A 23,964-nucleotide genomic window follows, 5' to 3' on the forward strand; every position below is an offset into this window, starting at 1 on the left:
TGCTCGGGTCGGCTTCGGCGCGGCCGGCGCGGGGCGGACTGCTGGTGCAGGCCTGGCAGGCGGAACCACGATCACCGGGCGGGCCGGAATGACGATGACGGGTGCAGCCACTGCAGCGCCAGCAGCCAGCACCAGGGCGGCGAAGGGAAGAATTGCCTTCATCTCTGCTGCTCCTCGCGTTGCTTGTCTCGGGAATGGTGGGTAGCGCACAGCGGATCCCAGTTGCTGCGGTCCCAGAACAGGGTCTGATCGCCTCGATGTGGCACCCGGTGGTCAACCACTGTTGCCGCTTCCACCCTCCCCTCAGCCTGGCAACGGATGCACAGGGGGTGAGAGCGCAGGAAGCCCTCGCGGGCCTTCTGCCACTTGTAGCCGTAGCCCCGCTGCGCTGCCGTCTGGTCGCTGGTGCGCCAGCTGCCGGCCTGGATGGTTTGCACGCGGCGGGTGTCGAGCAGCGGCACAGAGCTCTTGAGGGTCTGGAGCCTGGCCATCAGCTCCTCGCCACGCCCTCGGACTTGAGGGCGTTGAACTCATCGCGGCTCACCTTGCGCTCCACGATCTCAGCAGCCACGAAGCTGAGATCCACGACGCCGGCCAGCATCCCGCCGCTGCGCGGGGTTTCGAGCTTCAGCACCTGGCCGATGGGATGGCCGTTCACGAAGATCAGGCGGTGGACGCCATCGTGGAGGATCTCCACCTTCTGGCCCAAGTCGCGCGCCTGGGCCCTGGCCTGCGTCGGGATGATTCGGTCTACGTCATCTTCGAGATGGCGGTAAACAACGCCTTCGGCTTCTTCAGTCTGGGACATGTGGATATCCTTGATGGCGGGATAGGTACCGCCACGCAAGCCTTGCACCCCATGCGCTATGCATGCTTTGCCGGGTACACCTGGTGGCGGCGGAAACTGATTCAGCTGTCACACACTACGATGCGTATCGGCAGCTAATGAAGCCGACAACCCACTCATCAAGGAGCGCGCTATGGCATCAAGAGAAACTGTTCGATACGGATTGGGGTGCGAAGCCTGCGGACAAAAAGGCACCGTCACCGTTACCGAGAACAACCACCCATTCATGAGCAGCGTTGATCTACGGGTTAAACAGGTAGAAGGAGAATTCGCAGCAAAGGAGCACGGCGACAGCAAAATCGCCGTCACGTGCCTGAAGTGCAACGCGCAATACGTTTTTTAGCGGCAGACACCCTCCTGGCATACGATGGGAGCTTCCACACAAACCAGCCAGGAGGACCAAATGCCGCAGCCCAATGACTTCGGCCTCGACCTTGCATCGCGTCTTGCCATGCATGAGATGCTTTTGCAAAGACTGTTCGTGGAGTACATGCGACGACAGCCGAACGCAGATGAAGCACTCGCCGAACTCCGGCAGAGCCTCATGAGCAACTTCGAGCCAGATCTGCTGAATGCAGGAAAAGCCAACCTGTCAGCCCTGCAGACCGCGTGGGTCCAACAACAAAGCCTTCACGGCAAGGAGTTGGCAGCACGCTTCATCACCAAGGTCGCAGCGGGGGTTGAGCAGCGCAGCGAATAGGGCCCCTTCGGACTTATGGCCAATGCCACAGGGGGAATGCCGTTCTCTGTACTCCAGCGCCGCGACAGCTCACGGAGGAGTTCCCGCCCCATCACGCCACTCAGGGGCGGCCCCGGCTGGATCGGGGAGCCAACGAAAAAGCCCCGACCGCGTGAACAGTCAGGGCTTCAAAAAAGGTGCAGTCCGTGTTTGGCCTCGGCAGCTTAAGGCGGCTTCCGCTCAATCCCGTGCGGGGCCAGCATCGGCAACTCCCATCAAGTGGGCGCGGATGAAGGTCCGGCAGGGGCATGCATCTTCCACCACCACGTCTCGCCCCGAACGGACTGCGAAGCCATCATACCCAATGGTCCGCTCCAGAGGCTAGAGCTCAACGAAAAAGCCCGCAAGGCGTGAACCGTGCGGGCTTTTTCTTTGGGCGCATTGGCGCCCAGGGGAAGCTCTCAACTTGAGCTATCGACGCACCGCCACCTCCGTCCAGGGATGCCACGATTCCTATGCGTCTTCGCTCAATCGATATGGCGAACGATACCTGAAAATCAGGACTTGTACAACCCTTTTTTTATGAGCAGTGCGGCAACTTGCACCGCTGCCGCCGCTGGTGTCGAGTGGTCGGCCGACTCGAAGATCAAGCCCTCACGCTTTACCGTGCAGCGCCAGGCTCCATCACGGCAGACAGAAAGCACCTCCCAACCCGCGCGGCCCATTGCCCGCTCAACCTGCAGGCCGTTGGTGGGGTTGTGTGCTGGCCTGATCTGCTGGGCGAGCAACTCATGATGTGCCTGCTCCCGGCTGGGCCGACCCTCCAAGTGCCGCCACGCATTGCAGTCGCGGCATTCGGCAAAGAGCTCATAGGGGGTACGCACCACCTTGAAGTTGGGGTGCATGCACTGTCCAAGCATGTGTTCATTGACAAGTTGCTCATCCGCAGAAGCACGTCCGTCTTGATATTGCATTTCGGTTCTAAACCTTTCTCGCCAGGAGCATCTGGCGGCTGTCTGTCAAAAGCCGGCCGAGTTCGACCAAGCTGGTGCCAATGATTTGGCAAACCCGTTTGGGAGCCATCCAGGGTTTTACATAGATCCAGTTCAGTGCGCTCCTGTGTTGCAGCGGAAGATGGATCACGGCGGCATGTATGCGGGCGGCATCCAGGTGGTCGATCTGCAGTTGCTGCCGCTGCCTGGCCTCTCGGGCCTGGGCGCGGTCCATGGGCTCGGGCGAGACCATGCGGAACATCGGCGATATCTCACGGGCTACAGAGCCGTGGCACCAGCGGCCCCAGTTCGCAAGGCGCGCGTCAATTTGCCTATGCTCCTTGGGCACGGCATTGAAGTCGATATAGGTCCTGCTCATTCTTTCCTTGGGTCAGTGAGAGACGGATCAGCCGCGGCGCTTGTTAAGGGTCTGCCGAACCTTTTCCGCCAGTGCGCCGCACAGATCTCGGGTGCCGAAGGCGATGGGCACGTAGTCCATGCGGCGGTCTTCGACATAGGCTCGGCGGTTATGGGTCAGCATGCTGCTGACTGGTTCGATATGCATCGCGCATTGGCTCTGGCTCCACAGGAGCACATGGCAGTTCTCAAGACTGGTGATGGCGCGCTCAGGATTGGTCAGCGAATTCATCTCTTGGCTCCTGGGTTGAAAATGGGACATAGCTGATGGCGCGACGCCGGTTGTTCGTGGCGAACTGCTGGGCGGCCTTGTTGAACCAGAGGTACTGGCTGTAGTGCTGCACATCGCCGTTGCGCTGCTTCTGCAGCTCCAGCTTGGCGTCTGGCTTGTCGGGGTCATGGTTGGGGTCGTTCTCGTCCTTGCGTGCGCTCCAGACCGTGAACACGTTGTCGGCTCCGTCGGTGATCTTGGAAGAGCCGGCAACGTCCAGCTTCCCCGGTCCTTTGGACTCGTCCGCACCCTTGCGGGGGTGGGCGACCAGGTGGACATGCACGCCATTGCGGCGCGCGAAGTCGCAGATCTTGCGGACGGCCTCTTTCTGAGCTGTCATGCTGCCCGGCCCGTCCTCTGGGACGTCCGTCATCATCAAGCTGTCGATCACGAAGTGACGCATGCCGTAACGCTTGGAGCCATACAGGAACACAGCCAGAAGACGGTCGATGCCTGCGCTGCCCACCACGTTGAAGAACCATTGCTTGTCGTGCAGCCAGGCTCCGATGGCGTCGATGTAGGGCATGCTGGGACGGTCCAGGCCCGCCGCCTGCTTGACCGTGCGCTTGAGCTGGCGTTCGGGTGTCATCTCGCCGGAGAACACCATCACGCGGTCGCCCTGCTGCATCAGCCCCAGCAGCACCTGGGACAGCATCAAGCTCTTGCCATGGCCGTTGTAGCCGGTCCAGACGGTGACCTCGCCGGAGCGGAACTCGAACCAGTCCAGATCCTTGTCGAGGCGCAGCACTGGGTCGCCTGCGTCATCGTGGGCCGGATAGAACATCGACTTCACGCGGTTGATGAAGTCGCTGGCCTGGCGCATCTCCTCGGGGTCCAGGGTCTTCGCCTCCTTGGTGGCGTGCCAAAAGTCCTCGCCGCAAGCGCCCTTCTGCAGGAACTCGTTCGCATCCTTCTCGGGGAGCGTGACCAGCTTGCAGCGCTCCAGGCCCAGGCGGCGGACGATCTCCTGCGCCCCGGCCTTGCCAGCCTCGTCGCTGTCGAAAAAGATCAGGATCTCGCTGAAGCAATCCAGGCGCTCCCAGTCGTTCTCCAGCCACTGGTGATTGCCAGCGCCAGCATTGACCGACAGGGCAGGAATGCCGACCTGGTGCAGCGTCATGGCATCGATCTCGCCCTCGGTGATCGCCACGGTGCGGGCCTTGGGGTCGATCAGGTGCCACCCGAAGAGGCAAGGCTCTGCCCCGCCCTCCTGCCGCATGTCCCGCTTCTCCGCGATGTTGCGGTACTTGACGTTGACCAGCTCACCGTCGCGCAGGTACGGGAACACGGCGTAGGTCTTGCCGCCGCGGATCTGCTCAGCCACCCGGAAGGCAGCGATTGTCTCGTCGGTGATCCCCCGGCCGTTGAGCCATTCTTTGACCCCGGCCTTGGCGGTCTGGCACTGCGGCTTTGCCGGCCGCTTGAAGGTCTTCTTCTCGCGCTCAGGCATCACTTCGCGGATGCCCAGGTACTCCTTGGCCTCGCGGATGGCTTCGCCGATGGACTGGCTGCGGCAGGCGGCCCACAGGTCCAGCAGATCGCCCGCGTCTCCTGAGGCGAAGTCCTTCCACACGCCGGCCTTGGCGCCGGTCAGGCGAACGGACAGGGACTGGCCCTCTTCGCCATTCACGCTGCCAGCCACCCACTCGCCGGCCTTGCGCTTGCCGTTGGGCAGCAGGTGCTGGGCAATGGCCGCAGCGTCGGACGCCATGCGCTGGCTGAGTTCTGCAGCGTTCACTCAGGCACCTCCATGCGACGACCGTCGCGGAAGAGGTGGGCGTTGTGGGCGTAGCAGCGCTCGTTCTCGGCCTCCCAGCGGTTCTCGAACCCAGCCTGCAGAGCCCATTGCGGCCGGCTCTCGCTGTCACCTCCCTGCGCCGCGCCCTCCCCGTCGTTCCATCGACCCTCGTTGAGCCACGTCGAAGGGTGAGGGATGTACTGGCCACCGTCTCGCTGCCACTGGGTGGACTTGGCCTGCACCGCAACGGCCGCCAGCATCTTCGCCAGCAGATCGGCATCGGGCTTGCGCTTGGCAAAGGCCTTGCGAGCCGCATCCTTGCCGACCTTGCGGGGGTATGCCGACCAGAACTCGCCGAAGCCATCTGGCTCGTCGGCAGCATCGCTCCGACGCTGCCACCCCCGGGTGGGGGGTTGGGGGGTATTGTCTTTATCTTCTCTTCTCTTCTCTTCTCTAGGTGACGGCCTCGTAACGCCATCTGCGTTACTTTCGCCGTTACTAGAAGCGTTACTTCGGTGAGTTGCCGCCCTTTTGGCGCCCTGAGCACGGCTTTTTGCCGTCGCACCGTTGTGCTTGTCGAAATTGGCCAGCGAGATACCGTCTTCCGTGACCACGATCCAGCCAACCGTCGCAACACATTCAGTGAAGCCAGTAACGCCGAGCACACGATCCAACAGCGTTGGCGTAACGCCAACAGCGTTACCGTCAGTGGTGTGCTGATCGAACCAGCGAAACAGGCGCATCAGCTTGCCCACGGTCAAATCCGGGTCGTCCCAACCCATCTTCGCCGTGATAGCCAGCGTCTCCGGCTTCTCTGGCAGGCTGTTATCGAATTTGATCCATTCGCCAGCCATTCCTACTCCTTCGCCTCCAGTGCGCTGTCCAGGGGCAATGGCACAACCCAGAGCGTGCCGTGCTCGTAGATCTCCACATACCAGCCACGAGCCACGCACCAGGCCTCAAACCCCTTGTGGATGTAGCCGTCATAGGCTTCGTCATCCAGGTAGATGGACGGGCCTATGCAATAGCCGGGCTTGATCTCAGCCTCGCCGGAGACCACAGCGCCCATCTGGGTCGGATTGCTCGACCAACTGCGCAGGGACTGGGCCTTGGCGCCTGGGAAGTGAGCATTGAGATCCGCGATCAGGGCTGCTTCGTCTATGAGAGTTTTCGTTGGCATGTGTCCACCACTTAGAGGGGAGCACCACAAGAAGAAAGCCAACGGCCGGCAGGTGGTGGAACTGCTGTGCGGGAGCGACCCTGGCCGTCGGCGAAAAGCGTCAGGGGATGGCCGGCGCGCGTTGGGGCTTGCCTGCGGCGTTGACAGCGCGGGCTGCCTGGCGCAGCTTGCGCAGCACCTCCTCGGCCTCGGCGATCTCGCGCTCGATCTGCGCCAGCTCGTTGTCCGAGATCACGCCGTCCTGCATGGCCTCGATCACCGCGCTGGTGATGTGAGAGGTCTCGACAACCAGCTTCGATACCTTGTCTACGGGGCTAGCCACCACAGGTCCGGCACCATCGATCGGCTCGAAGCGCCCGCCGCATTCCTGGGCGACGTAGCTGGCCAGGTCGTAGCAATGAGGGGTCTTCAGTTCGCAGCACATCGCTGCGATGGCGATGCCGTCGGCCAGGCCCAGCTTGTGGGAAGCAATGCCCGAAAGCTCTTTGCGCACCGAGTCATCGGACTTGCCGGGGAACAGGCGGGCGATCAGGGCTGCGCGTGCTCCGGGGTAGTGGTGAGCGCTGCGGCTCACGCAATCAACTGCACTCATGTCCTGCTCCTCAAGTTTTGGACATAGACGGGAAAGAGGGGAAAGCCGAACATCACGGCAATGCAAACAAACACCACACCAAAGGGAGCCGCCATGAACCTCAGCACGCAGCCTTTCCACGCCAGCACCAGGACCAGCGTCAGCACCAACGTGAATCCCGAGACGAGCGCGCGGGAGCAGACGTTGACGACGAGCCAGCTGGAGCTGTCATGGAGAGCGGGGGAGCTGTACATCCGCTGCCGGGCGAGCCGGGTCGTGATGTGCGTGGAGCGCGAGCTGGCGTCAGCGCGCGGCGGGCGCAGGATGTCCTGATTCGGCCCCATGGGTCAGGCCTCAACAGGCTTTAAGGCTGTCCGCGAGGAAGCTGGAGCAACTCGGAGCCATTCGTGGTCGAGCTGGACACCAAGCGGGATACCGCGGCGCTTCCAGTTGTTGACACGGCGCGACCCGTTCAGGGAGCACCATCCAAGTCGCTTGGCTACGGCAGTGCTGCCGCCAAGACGGTCGATGAGTTCAGTAGCGGCAATGTTCATAGCCAACATTAAACACCATGTTGGAAGCCATTGCAACGCCATGTTTGAACAGCGCGTTTAAACAATTCGTAAAAAAATCGCACCATGCACCCCGTCACAGAGCGCATCTATCAAGCCGTTGCCCACCTCACAGGAAAGGCCAGCGTTGGCCCTACTGACGTTTCCCAGTTCTTGGGCCTTGCCAACTCCCAAACAGCCAAGAATTGGGAAACCAGAGGCCCGTCCAGCGATGGCCTCGTAGCCGCGGCTGAGCGCGGCATCAGCATGCGATGGATGAGGCATGGCGAGGGCGCGATGACGGGGGATGTCCCCCCTCTCGACATCACCAACGTGGAGCCAGCACCAGAATTGAAGAAGGCCCGGCACATCCCAGTTACAGGCAGCGTGCGAGCAGGGCCTGATGGTTATCTTGTGCAGGACAACACTGCCGATGGATGGGTTACCTACTGGACGGGCGACCCGCGCGCATATGCGCTACGCATCAAGGGCGACTCTATGCATCCTCGCTACAGAGCCGGGGAGTTCGTGGTGGTGACCCCGAGCATCGAGGCCCAGCCTGGCCGCGATGTGGTGGTCAAGCTGCACGACGGAAACTGCGTACTGAAGCAACTGAACTGGATCCGCGACGACGAACTCCAGCTGTTGAGCATCAACAATGGGTATGAGCCCATGACCATCGGCCGCCAGGAGATTGACTGCGTGGAGCGTGTCGCGGGAAGCGTGGGCCCCGATTCATTGGTGTTCTGACTTCAGACCTCCCGCACACAGTGCACACCTGCTACACAAACGTGAATTCAGGTGTATTTCAGTGCATTTCAACTTAGGTTGAGCTAACATCGAGACCTATCAAAATGATAGGAACCTTTCTTTGACTCAGCCGTCTATACATCAGCTGGAGCGACATGTCCGTGACAGTGCGATGGACACCTTCAACATCGCTTTCACCGACCATGCAAGCAAGCGGATGAGGCAGCGCGGAGTCACGAAAGTGATGGTGCTTGAGGCCCTGCGCATGGGGTGCATCCGGCAAATCCCTGAGCCAGACATTCGCTTCCCAGGCCTCAAGTGCAAGATGGAGCGACTGGTGTCCGGGGTGCTGGTTGGCGCAGTGGTCTGCGTGGAGTACCCAGCCCCTGAGCTGACGATTGTTACTGTGATTGATCTAGGAGAGTAGTCATGTACCACTATACGGACGGAGGCCTCCGCAACGTGTGGCTGGCCAATGGTTACGAAGTTCGCAAGACCCCGTTTGGGGAAGCTGTGGCCATTCGCGACCTGGAAGGTCTCAGCGAAGCGATCTGCCGCGCCCTGGTCGAGAAGGCCAAACCACTGACAAAGACGGAGTTCCGATACATCCGGACTTCGGGCTTGCTGCTGTCGCAGGCAAACCTGGGCTCTGCGCTAGGTGTAGATGCGCAAACCGTCGCCCGCTGGGAAAAGGAGACGAAGATCCCCAAGATGGCCGACAAGATGATCCGCCTCATCTACCTTGAGCACTCGAATGGAAACGTGCGCCTGAAGAGCGCCTTCGAGACGCTGCGCGCTGTTGAGCGCGCCATGAGCGGCCCTCAGCCAACTCAGATCATCATCGAGTCCAAAGGTCAGCACTGGGAGTCTCGCCTGGAGCAGGCTGACGACGAAGCCGATGAAGCTGAGGCGGTTTGTTGAACCACCTCTAAAACACACCTGAACGCCCGCCTTGCGCGGGCTTTTTTTCGCCCACTAAAAACATGGTGTTAAAACATTGTGTTGACAGGTGAAAAACGCAGTGTTTAAATTCAACCCAACGCGACACCACGCACCAAGACCTCGGCAAGCGATACGAAGCCGGTAAGCCCAACAGGATGCAGAGGGCAGGTCCAGGGATGAACTCCCGCCCGCGAGGTGTTGCGAAGGGGGGTGTCAGTTTGGCCCCCCCCTTCCATCAACCTGTCGGAGTGAACGATGACCAGCAAACTCGCCTGCCTCTTCCGCCTGGTGGCCATGCGCCGTCGGGCCGGCGCCAACCTGCCCCAAGCCATGAGCTGGGCCTTCGGCCTGCTCTGGCGCAACCACCGCGCATCCCAGCGCCAGCACCCGTAACCACGCAGCGAGATCAAGATGCAAGACAACCAGGCCTTTCGCGCCCTCTTCACCCTGCCGCCTGTGCAAACCAGCGCCAGCACTGCTCTCTCGATACCGGAGACGCCCGCCCCAAAGAACGAAACCGGCGACCGTGAACTGGATGCAGTCCTCTGGCTGCGCGACTGCATCAAGACCGCTCATCCGGCGCTGATAGACAAAGCGCTGGAGGCCTTCAAGCAGATCAAGACCCCTGCCAAGGACCTCGAAGACAGGTACAGCAAATATGTGGCCCGCGTCTCCAATGGCCACTTCGCTGCCGTGCTGATGACATTCGGCTTTGCCAATCTAGAGTCGCTGGCCAAGTCCACGATGGAGCGGCAGGCGCGCAAGGATGAAGCCCTGTCCCGCTTCGGCTCTGTGGACGGCCTGTTCGCTCTAACGCCTGCAGAAACCGCGTGCAAGGTCGCCCTGAAGGGCCTGCGCAAAGATAAGGAGGCGCTCTGGGGCTACGACCACGCGAAAGCAGATGCGCGGTTCATGAAACACCCAGAACTGGTGCCGTCAACGCTCGCCGATTGTCTTCACGCCGACAAATATGAGCGGTCCCTCTACTGGCTTCGCAGTGCCAGCGTGGACATGGCCGGCGACCACTGGCCAGAGTTCCAGGAGCACGTCGACTTCTGCTTTCGCCAGCTCGCGAAGATCGCGCCGCGCAACAAGGCCGAGGCCCTGGCTGTGTTTGAGCACCTGGAGGAGCACGAGGCCACCGACCGCACCGAAGGTCCCGCCATCATCCGCAACCTGATCGCTGGGGGATGGGCATGAGCGCCACGCCGCCAAGGGCATGTTTCAGAACTGAACCATCTCATGCAGAGGTGGCTATGGGGTCACGGCTTTGGAGAGGAAGCAGGATCCTCAGCCTGTCCAAGCTCTGCTGCATCGGCCATCTTGAGGAGCTCCCCCATCAGCGTGTGGATGGCCATTTCATAGGTGATGCCACGGGACTGAGCAAATCGCTGGATGCGAGCGTACTGCTCATCCGTCAACTCAAGGGCGATGAACTCCTTGCGAGACTTCGGATGCTCGGGAACAAGATCACCAGCGTCTGGGCTGCCGTCGCCGTACGCAAGCCACTCAAAACGCACGGCAAGGGCTTTGGCGAGCTTCGCTGTCACTTCAGTACGAGGCTTGCTTCGACCCTGCTCGTACCGAGAAATCTGCGCAGCAGCAACGCCACTGACCTCGGCCAAGTCAGCCTGAGACCAGCCATGGCCGGAGCGCGCCTTGATGAGCCGCTGAGGGAGTTCGCTGTCCATTTTTTCCAAAATTAGTCACGAACAGTATTGACAAGTAGCGAACGGTATTTACACTACTCTTCAAGACTATTCAGTATCAATCACAACCAAGTTTGATTCTATGTCGAAAGCCAAGCAGAAGCCCCCCATCCAGTTCAGGCCGACAGATGACCTTGAGGACTACCTCCGAGCCAAGGCAAAGGAGGCGTTTCGCAGCATCAACCAGGAGATCCTGTTCCGCCTCGAACTGAGCCGCCGCGCCGATCAGCAACCCGCAACGAAAGGAAGCCCACAGTGAAAGAGATCCTCAACATGAACGCGACGTTCTTCCTCGACGAAGACGCGCAGCAGTCTGGCCACGAGATCGCCGTGGACAGCTGGATGAGCCGAGCCAACGGCGTGAGCGTGGAGGATGCGGCCAAGGGCCTGACCTCCGAACTGATGGCGATGGGCGCAACGGAGGGCGGCACCGCCCAGGCGTCCGGCATATATGGCGCCCTCAAGGTGCTCATCGAGATGGCCGGCATCCCCACGATCACCGACGGAGCAGCAGCATGAGCAACATCGTCAACATCCAGATCCACGACCGCCAGGTGGGCGACGAACTGATCAAGACCTGCGACGGTCGGCAGCTGCGCGCCGAGCTTGGCGTCAAGAAGGACTACACCAGTTGGGTGAAGGCCCAGATCGCTCGGGCGAGATTCGTGGAAAACCGCGACTACATCACCTACACCCAAAAGGGGGTAGGTGGGAAATTCGACAGCAGCGAGTACCACTTCACCCTGGAAGCCGCGAAGCACATCGGCATGATGAGCGGCACCGATCGTGGGCATGACGTGCGGGAGTACTTCATGGCATGCGAGCGGATCGCCAAGGGCCTTAAGCCCTCCCCTCAACTTCCCTACACAGTCGGGCGCTCGGACACCCTGACCGGCGAAGAACAGAGCGAACTGCGCTCGATGCTCACGGACGCTGCCCAAGCTCTGCCGCTCAAGCAACGTGCAGCCTTCCTCAAACAGGGCTGGAGCAAGCTCAAGGCCCATTTCAAGGTTGGCTATCGCGAGATCCCTCGCAACGAATTCACCGAAGCCCTGGCCATCGCTGGCCGGCATATCGCGGAGTACAGCGCTCCCGCCCTGGTCGCCCCGTCGGCCACGGACAAGGCGCTGCTCCAGGCAATCGACAGCGTGCAGGTGATGGCCGCATCCGTCGCCGATCTGTCCGCCGCAGTGCTGTCGCTCAGTGGCCAGCGCCAGCAGCGAAACCCGCAACATGCGCCCTCTTCCCCTCAGCCGGTGCTGCTGTGAAGAACGCACTTCAATCAGTGGTGCGCGCCATTTATCGCCGGCCACCAGACCGGGGCAAAGTTGCCTCAGAAAAAGGCGAAGCCCGACCAGCGCCAACCGGTCAGGCTTCTGTGAGAACCAGCAGCGCCAACCGCTGGAACTCGATGAAAAACCCCGCAGCTACCAACCGTGAGGACATTTCACATGTCGAATGATGCCACGTTAGCACCCGCTCGCAAAACCGCGACCACGCGAGCGACTCAAAAGCCGGCGCCAGCACGCCACTCGGATGTTGCCGCTACTGAGGCCGATGCCCTGGCCAAAAAGGCTGCCGCATCGCTGTTCTACATGGTGCTGAACACCACGTACTGCGGCGCCGTCGAGCGCTATCGGTGCCCGCATATGGACCGAGCCAGCGTGCTCCTTGGGCACCTGGAGCAGCCCGACGTCTATGAAGTGGACGACGAAGAAGGCCTGGACACCAGCAGCATGACGAGCATGCTCGGCTACATCAACAACGGTCTGGAGACCGCCCGGGAGCAGTTCAACCCCGACGCATGCACCTCGGCTGGAGAAGCCGCCTTCGTCTCGATGCTGATCGACCACGCAGAGGACTTTTCTGGGCGGCTGTGCGTGGCATACGCAAAAGCCAAGCATGACCTCGGTGAGTTGCGCGCCATGACGACCTATGCGGGCGCCAAGCCATTCCGCGACCGCCCGACTCCGCCCATTCGCAGGGAGCCAGAAGTGGCGCAGGAGGTGGGCGTCACGTTCTCGCGTGCGCAGCTGGCTGCTGTGCTGGAAGTCGTCGCGGGCAATATGGCCACGCTTGGCAGCATCCTTGCCATGGCCTTGACGAGCGATGGGGAGTGGGAGCGGAGCAACCTGATCAGCGCAGCTCAGTCCATCACCACAAGCATCGGCAGCGTGGCAGACCATGCAGTGGGCGACTCTGTGATCGGAGACATTGGCCGCTGGCACGGTGGCCCCAAATTCCACGACCTGGGAGCCGAAGCATGAACGCCGTTGCCGAAAAGCCCCAGGCCCGCCGCAAGGCCGGCGCGGTCGCATCCTCGTCCGCAGCAACACCTGCAGCCCATCAGTCCGCACCCACCTTCGAGGAATGCTGCGCGCTGTTCCGGATGGCCTCCCAAGCCCTGCATGAAGCGAGCAGGACAGATGAGCCCCATGAGTTCAGCGGCGAATCCGACCGCCTGCTCAGGATCGGGGCAGACATAGCGCTACAGGCCTCCAAGGCGAACAAGGAGGAGCACGAATCTGCAACCTATGACGTTGCGGCGTGCATCAATGCCGCGCGTCTTGTTCCGGGCGACACGGAATCAGCGGCTCGCACGGCATTCATAGCCACGGCAGCGGCCGCGCTCAGCCAGGTGACGGGAGACACACCTGAGCAGATCGTATTCACCGATTTGAAGCGACCAAAAAAGCGAGGGAGGCACAGCGTTACGCCGACGGAAAAGGAGATCGAGGACACGCATTTCGATGCGATGTGCTGGATGGGATGCGCAAAAGCTGTGCTGGAGTTTTATGCACAGCATGCGAACAGCGACCTGGTGTCCGGCCTCAGCGATTTGGTCGCCATGTACTACCAAAAATCCGAAGCAGAAGGCGATGCGATGGGGCCTGGCACAAGAGGCGACCTGATCGCTGGTCCGCTGCCTGATATGTCTGCCCGAATTGGCGCTGCACTTGAGGTTGTCTACAAAGCAAACGACGACGACATCATGCTGCACTCGGCCACCTACCTGCTGGAGCGCGCGATGCTTATAGCAGGCGGGGAACTGCTGGAGGCCTCGCGAGATGGCGATGCCTGAGCAAACCGAAGTCTTCCCCGGCGTGCTGCGCCATGTGGAGTACCGAATGGCCGTCTACGTGGGCCAGGCCCAGGCCCTGATCGCTGCCGGCCTGGTCATGCGCCAGCAGCTGCCGGGCCAGGCCGGCAACGGCAGAGGCATGTGCACCTACGACGCCGACGGCAGCAAGGTGCACCGCGGCTGCTCGCGTAGCGCCAGCGCCGGCCGCAAGTACATCGTGGCCAAGCGCTGCGCCGAGGGCCTGCAGATTGAGGTCCGCCTGGTGCTGAGCCCCGAGCGCCGGGAGGCCATCGAAGCCCAGCGCGCGAACACCTCGACCTGCTGGCCCTTCCCCGTGGTCGTCGGCCACATTCCCAACATCCCCACGCGCCCAGCACTGCTGCGCGCCCGATAGGAACACCATGACCAATACCGAAAAACAGACCGAGGCACAGCGTCTGGCCGACTGCCTGGAGCTCGACATCCGTCTGGAGTGGATGGAAATCGACCACAACACAGCCGCAGCCGCCGAGCTGCGCCGCCTGGACGCAGAGAACAAGGCCCTGCGCGCCTATGCGGAGCGGTATCGCTGGCTGCGGGAGCAAAACTGGCACGACTCCAGTCTGTGTGTGGTTCGCCGGCCAAGGCAGGCTATCAAGCCGGGATACGACTGCCCCAGTGGCGAGCGTCTGGACGAGTTCTGCGACGCGGGTCGCGCAGCCCAGGCGGCAGCCAAGGCAGGAGACGCAGCATGACCAACTCCGTGCGCAAGATGCTCGAATCGAAAGAGGCAAAGCGGGCAGATGCTGTGCATGTCCGGTACGAGAGCCTGCATGTCGAGCCAGGCTTCAACCTGCGCCAGCAAGACGACGAGCTCGAAGCGAGCATCGAGGCCCTGACCCTTCACATCATCAATGCCGGGAAGTATCCGCCCCTCGAAGTCCGGCCGCGCGATGATGGCGGCATGTGGATTGTGGACGGCCATCGCCGGCATGCGGCCATCGGCCGCGCCCTGGACCGTGGCGCCCCGCTGCGCAGCGAAAAGGATGGCGAGGCCTGGATCCATGTTGTGCTCTTCGAGGGCAACGAAGAGGACCGCATCGCCCGCATCATCACCAGCGCCGCCAACAAGCCGCTGACGCCGGCCGAGATCGCCGAGGGATACAAGCGCCTGAAGGCCTTCGGGTGGACGCCGGCCCAGATTGCAAAGAAGGTGGGCAAGTCCGCCCAGCATGTGCAGGACCTGCTGGCCCTGGGAAACGCGCCGAGCCCGGTGCGCGCCATGGTGAAGGCTGGCCAGGTGTCGGCCACCCGGGCCGCCAAAGCCGCACGCAAGCACGGCGACAAGGCCACGGCCGTGCTGGGCGAGCAGCTGCAGCAGGCCCAGGCTCAGGGCAAGAAGCGGATCACGGCGGCCACCACGGACAAGCCGAAGCCCAGCGCCAGCGAGTTGCAGCAGGAGCGAGCCCGCCTGGACTGGGTGATCGAGCATCGCGGAATCGTCTTCCACCTTGGCGGCGAGTATTGCGTCACCTTCCCATTCGATCCTGACGCAGGCACCACGCCCTACCGTGATAGCCCCCGCGAGGCTATTGACACAGCAATGGCGCTTCAGAAAGGACGCGGCCAATGACATACCGCCCCAACCCCGAGAGCCTGGCCGCGCGCGTGATGGGCTACCTCGCGCTGCATCCCGGCGCCAGCCTGACGCTGGCCGAAGTGGCCGCAAAGTTCGTGGAACCCGAGGACGGGCGCAACATCCACACCCAGCTCATGATCGCGTGCGATCACGACATGCTGATCTACGACCCCGAGCACGACACCTACAGCAAGGGGCCCGTGGACCTGCCATCCGCTTTCGAGAAGACGGCCGACGACGAGCAGGCCTCGCTGCTCGTGAAGGCACTGGACGAGCAAGCCGCACCCGAATCGCCCAAGCCGGCGCCGAAGCGCAAGGCAGCCAGCGCGCCAGCCAAGCCTCGTCGCCAGGAGGCGGGAGAGCCCGGGAGCCTGGAGCGCATGGCCCGGCAGGCGGGCGTGTGGGTGCCGCCGTCGGGCTTCAAAAAGGAGACCGCCCTGCAGCGCCTGCAGGCCTTTGCGACGCTCATCGAACGCTCAGTGCTGGAGCGCCTGCAGGCTGAGCAACAACCCGCAGGAGGGCCAGCAGCATGACCAGGTGGGTGACCCTTGAAAGGGCTTCGGATCTCACGGGGCTGCCCGTGAGCTACTTCCATGAGCGGACGGGCGCCTCGGGCAAGTGGCCCGAGGGCCGGGTCTGGAAATGGTTCGAGGGACGCAAGATGATCGAAACGCAGGCCCTGGATGAGTTCATAGACGAACGCCCCAGTATGCCCAGCCAGCGAGGACGGCGCAAGCGTGCCGAAGACACATGCCCGGTGTGATCGTTCGCGACAAGTACCTGCAGATCGACCTCCGCGCCCACGGCTTCGGCCGTGAGCGCTTGGAGCTGCAGCCCACGCCAGCAAACGTCCGGCATGCCGAGCGCATGCGGGCCGAGATCCTGGGGAAGATCGAGCGCGGCACGTTCGTGCTGGCCGATTACTTCCCAGACAGCCCGCGCGCCCGCGCTGATGTGCCGAGCATGACGGTGGGTCAGTTGTTCGGGGAATGGCTGGATGTGAAGAAGCCAGAGCTGCAGCACAGCACCATCCACAGCTATCAGCAAACCATCGATAGCTATCACTTCGACGCCGTTCGCAAAGATCTGGTTGGGGACTTCAACTTCCGCGCGCTCAAGCGCCTGTTGGCCAGGCTGCCCGCGAACCCTAAGACGTTCAACAACGTGGCGAGCGTGCTGCGCCAGGTGCTGGAGTACGGGTACAAGGCCAAGATCCTGGCCGAGCCTCTGCATGAATCCATTGACATGCGCCGGCGCCAAAAGCCCGAGCCGGACCCCTTCACGCTTGATGAGGTCGAGGTGCTGCTGGGCAAGATGAAGGCAGATGCCGCCAGGAACTACTTCGAGTTCGCGTTCTTCAGCGGTCTTCGCCCGTCCGAACTGATCGCCCTCACCTGGTCAAAGGTGGATTTGCGATCAGACACTGTGATGGTCGATTCAGCGCTGACGCGCGGGCGAGTGAAGGGCACGAAGACGAGCGAGGTCCGGAAGGTAGAGCTGCCTGGCCGCGCCCGCGATGCGCTGGAGCGCCAGCGGAAGGTTTCGCAGTTGGCTGGCGGACGGGTGTTTCTCACCGTGGCAGGCGGAGATCTGGAGAACACCGATATGCCCTTGGATTCATGGTGGAAGCCCGCGATGAAGGTATCCGGAATCCGTCACAGGGACGCGCGCCAGACGCGCCACACCTACGCGACCATGATGCTGATGGCGGGCGTGACGCCGGCCTATGCAGCCCGGCAGATGGGCCACGGCATCGAGATGTTCTTGCGCACCTACTCGAAGTGGATCGACGGCGCGGACAAGGGCGCGGAGCAGCGAAAGCTGGACTCGTTCATCAGCGCCAGCAAGCCGAAAGCTGGGACACAGACTGGGACATGACCTGCGAGATAGCCAAAGTTCCACTTAATTCCTCAGAGGGAATACTGTATGCACATACAGCCAAATTAAGCAGAACTTTGGCTTTAATGGGTTCGATTCCTGTCGGAGGGACCATCAGATGGTTTTTGCATTAATCATTTGCGCGCACTGTAAATGGTCTGGTGACATACCGGGGACATGAACAGTGCAGAAACGACAAGAGCCCCTCGACACCGGATAGGGTGTTGAGGGGCTTTTTTGCATCGCACACCGTCATAGATCGCGATTCGCCCCGCTCCCGTTCGGGGCGATCGTCCAGAGCCAGTCCTATGTACGGAACCGATAGCACAGGCTGACGAGCTGCTGCAGCCTCGGCGCACCCATCAAGCACGCGGACTGAGTCGCTTGCGGTTTGGCATGAATTGGATGGAGCCTTTGCCCGACTGCCGCAGCATGGAGACTCAATGGCCGCAGGACCCTGCACCTGCAGCAAAAACACAACAACTGGGGGACTCTCTCCTACCCCAGCACCCTCTGATGACGCGCCTGGTAACGCGATCTGCTCAGACTTGCTCAGATTCAGAATGTTTCTTTTTGTTCTAATTTGTAGCAAAAGTCTCACTATGAGACCAAGGCCCAAACCTCCGGTCTAAGCAAGTCTTCTTTCCAGCCTCCCCAATCCTCAAGGCGTGCATTGCAAGCTTTCAGGGGTTTTCCTCAAAGGTGTCCACACATGATTCAGCGCCGTTCTTTGCAGCACGTCCTCGCCGCCGCTTCGCTCTCACTCATTGCCTGTGCCGTAAGCGCCGCCGATTACGCCTATATTCCCAATTCAAACAGCAGAACAATTTCGGTCATCAATACCGCGACTGGCGAACTTTCCACCACATTAAGTCCAGCAAGCATGGACGCAACGTTAAATGATTACATCTACACTCTTGCATTGCGACCAGGCGCCAGCAATGAGTCATGGTTCGGGCAATATCTATCAAACAACAAACTAGGCGTCATTGACACGACAAACAACACACTGAAGACAGTAATCAATGGTACTGGAGGCTCTGTAGCCATAACTTTTTCTTTAAATGGCGCAATAGCTTATGTCAGTGACCACTCCGGTCAAAAGCTGCATGTCATTGACGCCACCACAAAACAGATAACGAACAGCCTAAGTACCGGATGCCGGACCATCGCCTCTGCACTAAGCGCTGATGGCGCATCGCTTTACGTACGGTGCGATTCTGGGGTAATCCAAAAACTGGACACAGCAACTAACACGTTGTCCACGTTCCCAAATACCACCACTAATGGTTATGGGTTAGCTTATGACCCCACAGGCAGCGGAAAGCTTTACGCTTCCAGCAATTCAGCCCCAATTGTTTATCTGCTTAACTTATCGGATAATTCGGTTACTCAGATACCAATAACTGGACTTCAAGGAGCCGCTAGTAAAGTCGCAGTACGCAAAAATGGCAGCAAGCTGTATGTCGGAGGAGGAAATAATGTACTCCACATTGTTGACACTGCTAACACCTCAACGCAAACCTCGATCACACTGAACGGTCCAGCATCTACCATTACAGGGCTTGGTATCTCGGCAAACGATGCGGCGTTGTATGCCATTACATCGAATGGCACAGTCCATGTCATTGATGTCGCCACCGATACGGAAACCAAGACGATATCTGCCGCAGCCGGCGCCTATTCTTCCTGGATCTGGGGTGACTTCCTCGGCAATGTCGTCGCCAGTGCCACGCCGGGTGGACCCTCGGTGGCATCGATTGCCCCGCAGGGCACACCATCAGCCAGCGCCACAAGCATCAATTTCGCAGTGACCTTCAGCGAAGCGGTCAACGGAGTGGATGGCACCGATTTCGCGCTGACCACTACAGGCACCGCCACCGGCACGATGGGCACGCCATCCAGTGCCGACAACGGCATCACATGGACTGTACCCGTCACTGCCATCAGCGGCACGGGCAGCCTGCGCCTGGACCTCAACAGCAGCGGCACCGGCATCGAGAGCACCGCAGCAGCCAAGCCCATTGCAGGGGGCTTCGCGACAGGAACCGTGCACAACGTTGATGTACAGGTGCCAGTCGCTGGCGCTTGTGGCACGGCGGCGGGCCAAGCCACGGCACTGGCCCCTGCAGCGGGCCTGTGCAGCGCGGGCACGGCTACGGCGATCTCCAGCGCCAGTGGCAAATACACCTGGCAGTGCCAGGGCTTGAACGGCGGCAGCGCCAACAGCTGCGAAGCCCCCTGGTCCACCGCTGGAGGCAGCAAGGCAATGGTCGCACTGCAGACAGCCAACGGTTGGCAGGTGAGCAACGCCAGCTTCAGCACCACGCCACCCGCGACCGCTCCGCAAGGCGTGACTTTCCCCTCTGGACTGCTCTCGCTGAATCTCAGCAGCGGCAACCTGGGCAGCGATGCAACCGTCACCCTGAACTTCAGCACACCGGTGCCTGCAGGCGCGGTATACATGAAGTACGGCCCCAGCCCTGATGGTTTCAACTGCCAAGGCGCAGCATGTGCTCAACCACACTGGTACCAACTGCCTGCCAACCGTGCTGTGCTGGCATCGGACCGGCTGAGCGCCACGTTGACGCTGACCGACGGCGGGCTCGGCGACAACGACGGCATAGCCAACCAATCCATCCAGGATCCGGGAGGCTTTGCAGTGCTGGCAGCACCCGCCAGCACTGCGGCGATTCCCACCCTGTCTGAATGGGGCATCATCGCGCTGTCGTCCCTTCTGGCCATGTTCGGCATCGCAAGAATGCGCCGCCGCCAGGGCTGAAAACAAAAGCCACCTTCGGGTGGCTTTTTTCATTTCACCGGCCGCGAAGCAAACAACCGGGCTTACCGCTCTCTGCCGTCCCTCAATGCATTTCCTTGATAGCTCCATGGCAAGAACCCAGAACCCGGCTCCAACACAAAAAATCGTCACCGTCAGCTGACTCAATGCCTACCATGGGTCAATACTGGAAATCCTCAATTCAATCCCATTGAGATGATCGCAGTGTGAATGCGATCTCAATATCAATTGAAATGCCCTACCCGACACAATAAAACAAAACAATTCCTTGCAAAATAAAATCCGCCTTCATACACTCCAGTCTCCAACTTTCATGGAGGAGAACGCAATGACTGGAATTCGTCGTGATGTCAATCAAGGTGGAACTGTCTGGAATGAAACGCTGATCTGGTATTCCAAAGCCGTGGGGCACCTTTACTCTCTTCCCATTACGGACAGGACCAGCTGGAGATATCTTGCCGCCATTCATGGCATCAACAAGAGCGGCTGGATCAGTGCCGGCGTGCTTTCGGCCAAGGACCCCTTGCCACCCACCTCCGAAACCGAGGAGATGTGGGACCAATGCCAGCATGGCACCTGGTACTTTCTTCCCTGGCATCGCGGCTATCTCGCCGCATTCGAAGCCATTGTGGCGAAGACCGTCAAGGAGCTTGGCGGCCCTGCGGACTGGGCGCTTCCCTATTGGAACTACCTGAATTCCAGCAATCAGGCCGCACGCAACATACCCCAGGCTTTCCTGGAAGAGAAATTGCCGGATGGTTCTCCCAATTTCCTGGCCAAGGCCAGGCGCAATGGGTCAAAGCGCCTGGGACCAACGCCTGACATTCCCCGTGATATCACGCTGGGTTGCCAGGACTACCACCGCTTCACCAGCGCTCCCGGCACCTTGGAATACGGCGGTGGCATCACCGCCTTTTCCCATGACGGCAGCGACACTGGCGCCATTGAGTCCAATCCGCACAATCTGGTTCACATCATGGTCGGCGGACTGCAGGAGCCCTATGGATTCATGTCAGACCCCGACTATGCCGCCCTGGACCCGATTTTCTGGGTGCACCATTGCAATGTGGACCGGCTTTGGGCAGCCTGGCTGACCCAGCCCGGCAACATCCAGGACAACAGCGCCGCCTGGAGCAACGGCCCTGCCGGCCGCGGCTTCGTCATGCCGGACACCGAAGGAAAGCTGGCCTCCTATGATCCGGGTGAAACCCTGCCGGGCGGTGCGCTGGCCCCTGACTATGACAATCTGACCAGCGGCACGGGCGCCACCACGCTCACGGCCAGCACGGCAGGCCTCACACCGCAGGAGATCGACATGCCCGCAGAATTCTCGACGGTCCCGCCGCCCGCGCCGCGTGTACTGGGCTCCAATGCGGAGCGGGTCATCGTGGGCCGCACGCCGCGGCTGACCACCGTATCGATCGCGGACCCCGGTGCCGCAAAGGTCGAGTTGCTACAGGCAGGCGCCGCGCTGCCGCGGCCACAGCGCTACTTTCTTCACCTGGAAGGCATTCGCGGCAATGCGCCCAGCGGCGTGCTGACGGTCTCCATCGGCTCGCCCGGGGCGGCGGCACGGCATGCAGACACCGTCGCCCTGTTCGGATTGGCCAAGGCCTCGGCCAGCGACGGACCGCATGGAGGCAACGGACTGGGCGCCACCATCGACATCACCGATGCCACGCAGGCCATCCTGGACGCAGGCGGCAGTCTGGACCAGTTGAACGTGGCCATCGAACAGCCCGAAGCCGACCCCGGGCGCGAAATCACCGTGGACCGCGTGAGCGTGGTCGCACAGGACGCCACCCGCTAAGGCCCGCGTATGGACGCGCTGCTGAGAGACCTGCGGACCGCTCCCGCGCCAGCACTGATGGCCGTGTCGGGGGCAGGCTTCATCAGCCTGGCCATCAGCCCGCCTGCCACGCCCGGCCTGTCACTGTGCGGCTCGCTGTCCTCGGTCACGCTGGCCGACCTGTCGCCGCTGGTGCTGGACGGGCACACGCTCGGCATCCTCGGTGTGGCATGGCTGGCCATGGTCCTGGCCATGATGCCGCTGCTGGCACTGCGGCAGGTGCGCCACGCCATGCGATCGAGCGTGGCCCGCCGGCGCCTGCTGGCGGCGGGCCTGCTGCTTGCGGGCTATGCGCTGGTGTGGATGGCAGCCGGCCTGGTCATGGTGCCGCTTGCCGCCCTCTTGCACGCAGCCGCGCATCCCGCGCTCATTCTTGCCTGCATTGCCGTGGCGGTCCTGTGGAGTTCATCGCCCGCAGGAACGCGCGCCCACAATGCCTGCCACAGGCTGTACCCCGTGGCCGCCAGCGGCCCCACGGCCAACCGGGACAGCCTGCAGCACGGACTGCGAACCGGCGTGGCATGCGCCACGGCATGCTGGCCGTGGATGCTGGCGCCCTTCGCCTTTCCCGCGGCCTGGCACCTGCCGGCCATGGCTGTTGCAGCGGTTTTACTCTTTGTGGAGCGCACAGGCCCATCGCTGCGGCCCGCCTGGCGCCTGCCCTATGTCCTGCGGCGCCTTCTGCACGGCAAGCCGCGCACGTCGCTGGGCCGGGCGACAAGACACTGAACCTTGTGGAGGGTGAGCCTCACCCCCGCCCGGCCAGCTCCGCCACCCCTCGCACCAGCGCACGCCCAGCGTCCGTCGCCTTGCCGTAATGCGCCAGCAGTGCCTGTACATCGGCGTCGGGCGCATGGGAGCGCAGGGACAGCAGCACGTAGCCGATATCGACGCCGGCAAGGTGCAATTGCTGCAGTGCCGTGGCGTCGGGAACGAGGGCGCCGGACTCGAATTGCTGCAGGACCTGTTTGGCTTGGCCGGCCTTGCGGGCGAGTTCGGCTTCGCTAAGGTTCAGGCGCTGGCGCTCCTGCTGCAGGCGGGCCGCGAGGGTGGGTTCGGGGCGCTCGTGCTGGATGGCGTTCGGGTCAAACAAACGTTGACCTGTCAGCAGGTAGGCGACGTCCACTCCCTGCTCGGCGACAGCCATGAGGTAACCCGCATCAGGCTTTCTGACGCCCTTCTCATAGTTGAGTTGGGACATCTTTGACACTCCCGCGATAGCGCCAAACGCCTCTTGGCTCAGGCCCAGCCTATTTCTTTCCTCCGTCAGGCGCGCAGAGAAATCAAACATTTTTTATATAAACTGTTGACGATCAAATTTTCGTTTGATAGCCTATGGGGCGTTGTCACTACAAGCGCCAAATACTACCTGACCCCTCAGGCGGCTCCTTTGCTGCGCCTGTACGTTGCTCGAAGGAGGTCCATGAAGCATGCCGGCGCAAAACCATCGCGCAAGAAACTCGCCAAGGCGGACCGCGCGCTGTTCCTGCAGGCCGCTGAAGCACTCACGCAGGCCGCGATGACCGACGAGAAGCACCGGCACAGCGGGGAGTCCGACCGCCTGCTGCGCATCGCCAGCGATGTGGCACGCCACGCGGCGCAGCCCGGCTCGACGTGCGATCTGCATAACACGGCGTTTGACGTGGCCGCCTGCATCAATTCGGCGCGGCTGGTGCCCGGCGATGCGGAGTCAGGCCCACGCACCCGCCTGCTGGCAGTAGCGGCCCAGGCGCTGGCTCAGATATCAGAGACGCCGGTGGACGGGATCGTGTTTCCGCGCACCACGCTGTACGAATTGCAAGCGAGGCTGGACACCGGTGCAACGCCATCGCAGTGGCGCGAACTGGCCCGCGAGGCCAACTACGAGGTCCAGCAGTTGGCGCAGGTGCTGATGCAAATGGGCGACTACCAGAACACGGAGACCCATGTCGTGGCGCACGGCATGGCAGCACGCATCTCGCAGTTGTCGGAGATCGTTTACGTGGCGGCCGCCCTGCATGGCGAGCACCGTGATGAATGGGGTTCACAGACCTTTCGTGACGTGCGCGATGTCTTTGAAGGCGGCATGGGCCGCCTGGGATGAGCGGGGC

The 23,964-nt window shown here is 61.7% G+C and carries 33 protein-coding genes; 21 read left to right on the forward strand and 12 right to left on the reverse strand.

Annotation, left to right across the window (positions count from 1 at the left end; genetic code table 11):
• Nucleotides 1-158: 158 nt before the first annotated feature.
• Nucleotides 159-491: an HNH endonuclease signature motif containing protein gene (locus G4D77_RS10435; RefSeq protein ID WP_154835512.1), complete on the reverse strand. Its 333-nt coding sequence runs from the start codon at nucleotides 489-491 to the stop codon at nucleotides 159-161.
• On the reverse strand, nucleotides 491-808 hold the full coding sequence (locus tag G4D77_RS10440; RefSeq protein ID WP_034369586.1) for a hypothetical protein: 318 nt from the start codon (nucleotides 806-808) through the stop codon (nucleotides 491-493). Before G4D77_RS10440 ends, G4D77_RS10435 begins: the two co-directional genes overlap by 1 nt.
• Before the next feature lie 442 nt (nucleotides 809-1,250).
• On the opposite strand from G4D77_RS10440, the gene G4D77_RS10445 reads away from it, so the two are divergent.
• Nucleotides 1,251-1,547, forward strand: coding sequence for a hypothetical protein (locus G4D77_RS10445; protein WP_034369347.1), 297 nt, complete (start codon nucleotides 1,251-1,253; stop codon nucleotides 1,545-1,547).
• Between the two features lie 536 nt (nucleotides 1,548-2,083).
• On the opposite strand, the gene G4D77_RS10450 is transcribed toward G4D77_RS10445, so the two are convergent.
• The 8 genes from G4D77_RS10450 to G4D77_RS10485 all read right to left on the reverse strand — a co-directional run bounded on the left by G4D77_RS10450 (nucleotide 2,084) and on the right by G4D77_RS10485 (nucleotide 7,039).
• The gene (locus G4D77_RS10450) at nucleotides 2,084-2,500 is read right to left on the reverse strand and encodes a hypothetical protein (protein ID WP_154835514.1); all 417 of its coding nucleotides are present in this window, start codon (nucleotides 2,498-2,500) and stop codon (nucleotides 2,084-2,086) included.
• Between the two features lie 7 nt (nucleotides 2,501-2,507).
• Entirely contained in the window at nucleotides 2,508-2,897 is a 390-nt protein-coding gene (locus G4D77_RS10455) for a hypothetical protein (RefSeq protein ID WP_154835516.1), read from the reverse strand.
• 27 nt (nucleotides 2,898-2,924) lie between these two features.
• Nucleotides 2,925-3,167, reverse strand: coding sequence for a hypothetical protein (locus tag G4D77_RS10460; RefSeq protein ID WP_154835518.1), 243 nt, complete (start codon nucleotides 3,165-3,167; stop codon nucleotides 2,925-2,927).
• A complete protein-coding gene (locus tag G4D77_RS10465) occupies nucleotides 3,145-4,944 on the reverse strand; it encodes a toprim domain-containing protein (RefSeq protein WP_154835520.1) in 1,800 nt (599 codons plus the stop codon). Before G4D77_RS10465 ends, G4D77_RS10460 begins: the two co-directional genes overlap by 23 nt.
• On the reverse strand, nucleotides 4,941-5,798 hold the full coding sequence (locus G4D77_RS10470; protein ID WP_154835522.1) for an LvrA C-terminal domain-related protein: 858 nt from the start codon (nucleotides 5,796-5,798) through the stop codon (nucleotides 4,941-4,943). Before G4D77_RS10470 ends, G4D77_RS10465 begins: the two co-directional genes overlap by 4 nt.
• Before the next feature lie 2 nt (nucleotides 5,799-5,800).
• Nucleotides 5,801-6,124 carry a hypothetical protein gene (locus tag G4D77_RS10475; RefSeq protein WP_154835524.1) on the reverse strand — a complete coding sequence of 108 codons (324 nt, stop codon included), beginning with the start codon at nucleotides 6,122-6,124 and terminating at the stop codon, nucleotides 5,801-5,803.
• 100 nt (nucleotides 6,125-6,224) lie between these two features.
• On the reverse strand, nucleotides 6,225-6,716 hold the full coding sequence (locus G4D77_RS10480; protein ID WP_154835526.1) for a phage regulatory CII family protein: 492 nt from the start codon (nucleotides 6,714-6,716) through the stop codon (nucleotides 6,225-6,227).
• Entirely contained in the window at nucleotides 6,713-7,039 is a 327-nt protein-coding gene (locus tag G4D77_RS10485) for a hypothetical protein (RefSeq protein WP_154835528.1), read from the reverse strand. Before G4D77_RS10485 ends, G4D77_RS10480 begins: the two co-directional genes overlap by 4 nt.
• Before the next feature lie 294 nt (nucleotides 7,040-7,333).
• Between G4D77_RS10485 and G4D77_RS10490 the strand changes: the two genes are divergently transcribed.
• The 5 genes from G4D77_RS10490 (at nucleotide 7,334) to G4D77_RS10510 (ending at nucleotide 10,138) form a co-directional block, all read left to right on the forward strand.
• The gene (locus G4D77_RS10490; RefSeq protein WP_154835530.1) at nucleotides 7,334-7,996 is read left to right on the forward strand and encodes a S24 family peptidase; all 663 of its coding nucleotides are present in this window, start codon (nucleotides 7,334-7,336) and stop codon (nucleotides 7,994-7,996) included.
• A gap of 172 nt (nucleotides 7,997-8,168) precedes the next feature.
• Complete coding sequence (locus G4D77_RS10495) at nucleotides 8,169-8,423, forward strand: DUF4258 domain-containing protein (RefSeq protein ID WP_154835532.1); 255 nt, start codon at nucleotides 8,169-8,171, stop codon at nucleotides 8,421-8,423.
• Between the two features lie 2 nt (nucleotides 8,424-8,425).
• Entirely contained in the window at nucleotides 8,426-8,917 is a 492-nt protein-coding gene (locus G4D77_RS10500) for a helix-turn-helix domain-containing protein (protein ID WP_154835534.1), read from the forward strand.
• Between the two features lie 276 nt (nucleotides 8,918-9,193).
• Nucleotides 9,194-9,331 (forward strand): hypothetical protein, encoded by a 138-nt coding sequence (locus G4D77_RS10505; protein WP_193726168.1) that lies wholly within the window; start codon nucleotides 9,194-9,196, stop codon nucleotides 9,329-9,331.
• An 18-nt stretch (nucleotides 9,332-9,349) separates the two neighbouring features.
• Nucleotides 9,350-10,138 carry a hypothetical protein gene (locus G4D77_RS10510; RefSeq protein WP_154835536.1) on the forward strand — a complete coding sequence of 263 codons (789 nt, stop codon included), beginning with the start codon at nucleotides 9,350-9,352 and terminating at the stop codon, nucleotides 10,136-10,138.
• A gap of 62 nt (nucleotides 10,139-10,200) precedes the next feature.
• Here the strand turns inward: G4D77_RS10510 and G4D77_RS10515 are convergent, their stop codons facing one another.
• Nucleotides 10,201-10,629 (reverse strand): helix-turn-helix transcriptional regulator, encoded by a 429-nt coding sequence (locus G4D77_RS10515; protein WP_154835538.1) that lies wholly within the window; start codon nucleotides 10,627-10,629, stop codon nucleotides 10,201-10,203.
• 100 nt (nucleotides 10,630-10,729) lie between these two features.
• Here G4D77_RS10515 and G4D77_RS10520 point away from each other — a divergent pair, with 100 nt between their 5' ends.
• From G4D77_RS10520 to G4D77_RS10585, 14 genes are all read left to right on the forward strand, one after another.
• Nucleotides 10,730-10,906 carry a hypothetical protein gene (locus G4D77_RS10520; RefSeq protein WP_193726169.1) on the forward strand — a complete coding sequence of 59 codons (177 nt, stop codon included), beginning with the start codon at nucleotides 10,730-10,732 and terminating at the stop codon, nucleotides 10,904-10,906.
• Nucleotides 10,907-10,920: 14 nt separating this feature from the next.
• Nucleotides 10,921-11,166, forward strand: a complete 246-nt coding sequence (locus G4D77_RS10525) for a hypothetical protein (protein ID WP_227740837.1) — start codon at nucleotides 10,921-10,923, stop codon at nucleotides 11,164-11,166.
• On the forward strand, nucleotides 11,163-11,915 hold the full coding sequence (locus tag G4D77_RS10530; protein ID WP_154835542.1) for an antA/AntB antirepressor family protein: 753 nt from the start codon (nucleotides 11,163-11,165) through the stop codon (nucleotides 11,913-11,915). Before G4D77_RS10525 ends, G4D77_RS10530 begins: the two co-directional genes overlap by 4 nt.
• 183 nt (nucleotides 11,916-12,098) lie before the next feature.
• Entirely contained in the window at nucleotides 12,099-12,914 is an 816-nt protein-coding gene (locus G4D77_RS10535) for a hypothetical protein (protein ID WP_154835544.1), read from the forward strand.
• On the forward strand, nucleotides 12,911-13,729 hold the full coding sequence (locus tag G4D77_RS10540) for a hypothetical protein (protein ID WP_154835546.1): 819 nt from the start codon (nucleotides 12,911-12,913) through the stop codon (nucleotides 13,727-13,729). Before G4D77_RS10535 ends, G4D77_RS10540 begins: the two co-directional genes overlap by 4 nt.
• A complete protein-coding gene (locus G4D77_RS10545; protein ID WP_227740838.1) occupies nucleotides 13,722-14,123 on the forward strand; it encodes a hypothetical protein in 402 nt (133 codons plus the stop codon). The genes G4D77_RS10540 and G4D77_RS10545 overlap by 8 nt, the downstream gene beginning before the upstream one ends.
• A gap of 7 nt (nucleotides 14,124-14,130) precedes the next feature.
• Complete coding sequence (locus G4D77_RS10550; RefSeq protein WP_046986096.1) at nucleotides 14,131-14,463, forward strand: hypothetical protein; 333 nt, start codon at nucleotides 14,131-14,133, stop codon at nucleotides 14,461-14,463.
• A complete protein-coding gene (locus tag G4D77_RS10555; RefSeq protein ID WP_154835550.1) occupies nucleotides 14,460-15,341 on the forward strand; it encodes a ParB/RepB/Spo0J family partition protein in 882 nt (293 codons plus the stop codon). Before G4D77_RS10550 ends, G4D77_RS10555 begins: the two co-directional genes overlap by 4 nt.
• Nucleotides 15,338-15,880, forward strand: a complete 543-nt coding sequence (locus G4D77_RS10560; RefSeq protein ID WP_154835552.1) for a hypothetical protein — start codon at nucleotides 15,338-15,340, stop codon at nucleotides 15,878-15,880. The genes G4D77_RS10555 and G4D77_RS10560 overlap by 4 nt, the downstream gene beginning before the upstream one ends.
• Entirely contained in the window at nucleotides 15,877-16,110 is a 234-nt protein-coding gene (locus G4D77_RS10565; RefSeq protein ID WP_154835554.1) for a hypothetical protein, read from the forward strand. Before G4D77_RS10560 ends, G4D77_RS10565 begins: the two co-directional genes overlap by 4 nt.
• Entirely contained in the window at nucleotides 16,098-17,225 is a 1,128-nt protein-coding gene (locus G4D77_RS10570; protein ID WP_154835556.1) for a site-specific integrase, read from the forward strand. Before G4D77_RS10565 ends, G4D77_RS10570 begins: the two co-directional genes overlap by 13 nt.
• A gap of 712 nt (nucleotides 17,226-17,937) precedes the next feature.
• Nucleotides 17,938-20,007, forward strand: a complete 2,070-nt coding sequence (locus tag G4D77_RS10575; RefSeq protein ID WP_227740839.1) for an IPTL-CTERM sorting domain-containing protein — start codon at nucleotides 17,938-17,940, stop codon at nucleotides 20,005-20,007.
• A gap of 331 nt (nucleotides 20,008-20,338) precedes the next feature.
• Nucleotides 20,339-21,835 (forward strand): tyrosinase family protein, encoded by a 1,497-nt coding sequence (locus G4D77_RS10580; RefSeq protein ID WP_227468446.1) that lies wholly within the window; start codon nucleotides 20,339-20,341, stop codon nucleotides 21,833-21,835.
• A 9-nt stretch (nucleotides 21,836-21,844) separates the two neighbouring features.
• Nucleotides 21,845-22,603 (forward strand): copper chaperone, encoded by a 759-nt coding sequence (locus G4D77_RS10585; protein WP_016447904.1) that lies wholly within the window; start codon nucleotides 21,845-21,847, stop codon nucleotides 22,601-22,603.
• A gap of 19 nt (nucleotides 22,604-22,622) precedes the next feature.
• On the opposite strand, the gene G4D77_RS10590 is transcribed toward G4D77_RS10585, so the two are convergent.
• The gene (locus tag G4D77_RS10590) at nucleotides 22,623-23,075 is read right to left on the reverse strand and encodes a helix-turn-helix domain-containing protein (RefSeq protein WP_223275114.1); all 453 of its coding nucleotides are present in this window, start codon (nucleotides 23,073-23,075) and stop codon (nucleotides 22,623-22,625) included.
• A gap of 222 nt (nucleotides 23,076-23,297) precedes the next feature.
• On the opposite strand from G4D77_RS10590, the gene G4D77_RS10595 reads away from it, so the two are divergent.
• Nucleotides 23,298-23,957, forward strand: coding sequence for a hypothetical protein (locus G4D77_RS10595; protein ID WP_154835559.1), 660 nt, complete (start codon nucleotides 23,298-23,300; stop codon nucleotides 23,955-23,957).
• Nucleotides 23,958-23,964: the final 7 nt, after the last annotated feature.

Origin of the sequence: Delftia sp. WY8 (assembly GCF_018437695.1) — a bacterium.
GTDB lineage: Bacteria > Pseudomonadota > Gammaproteobacteria > Burkholderiales > Burkholderiaceae_C > Comamonas > Comamonas tsuruhatensis.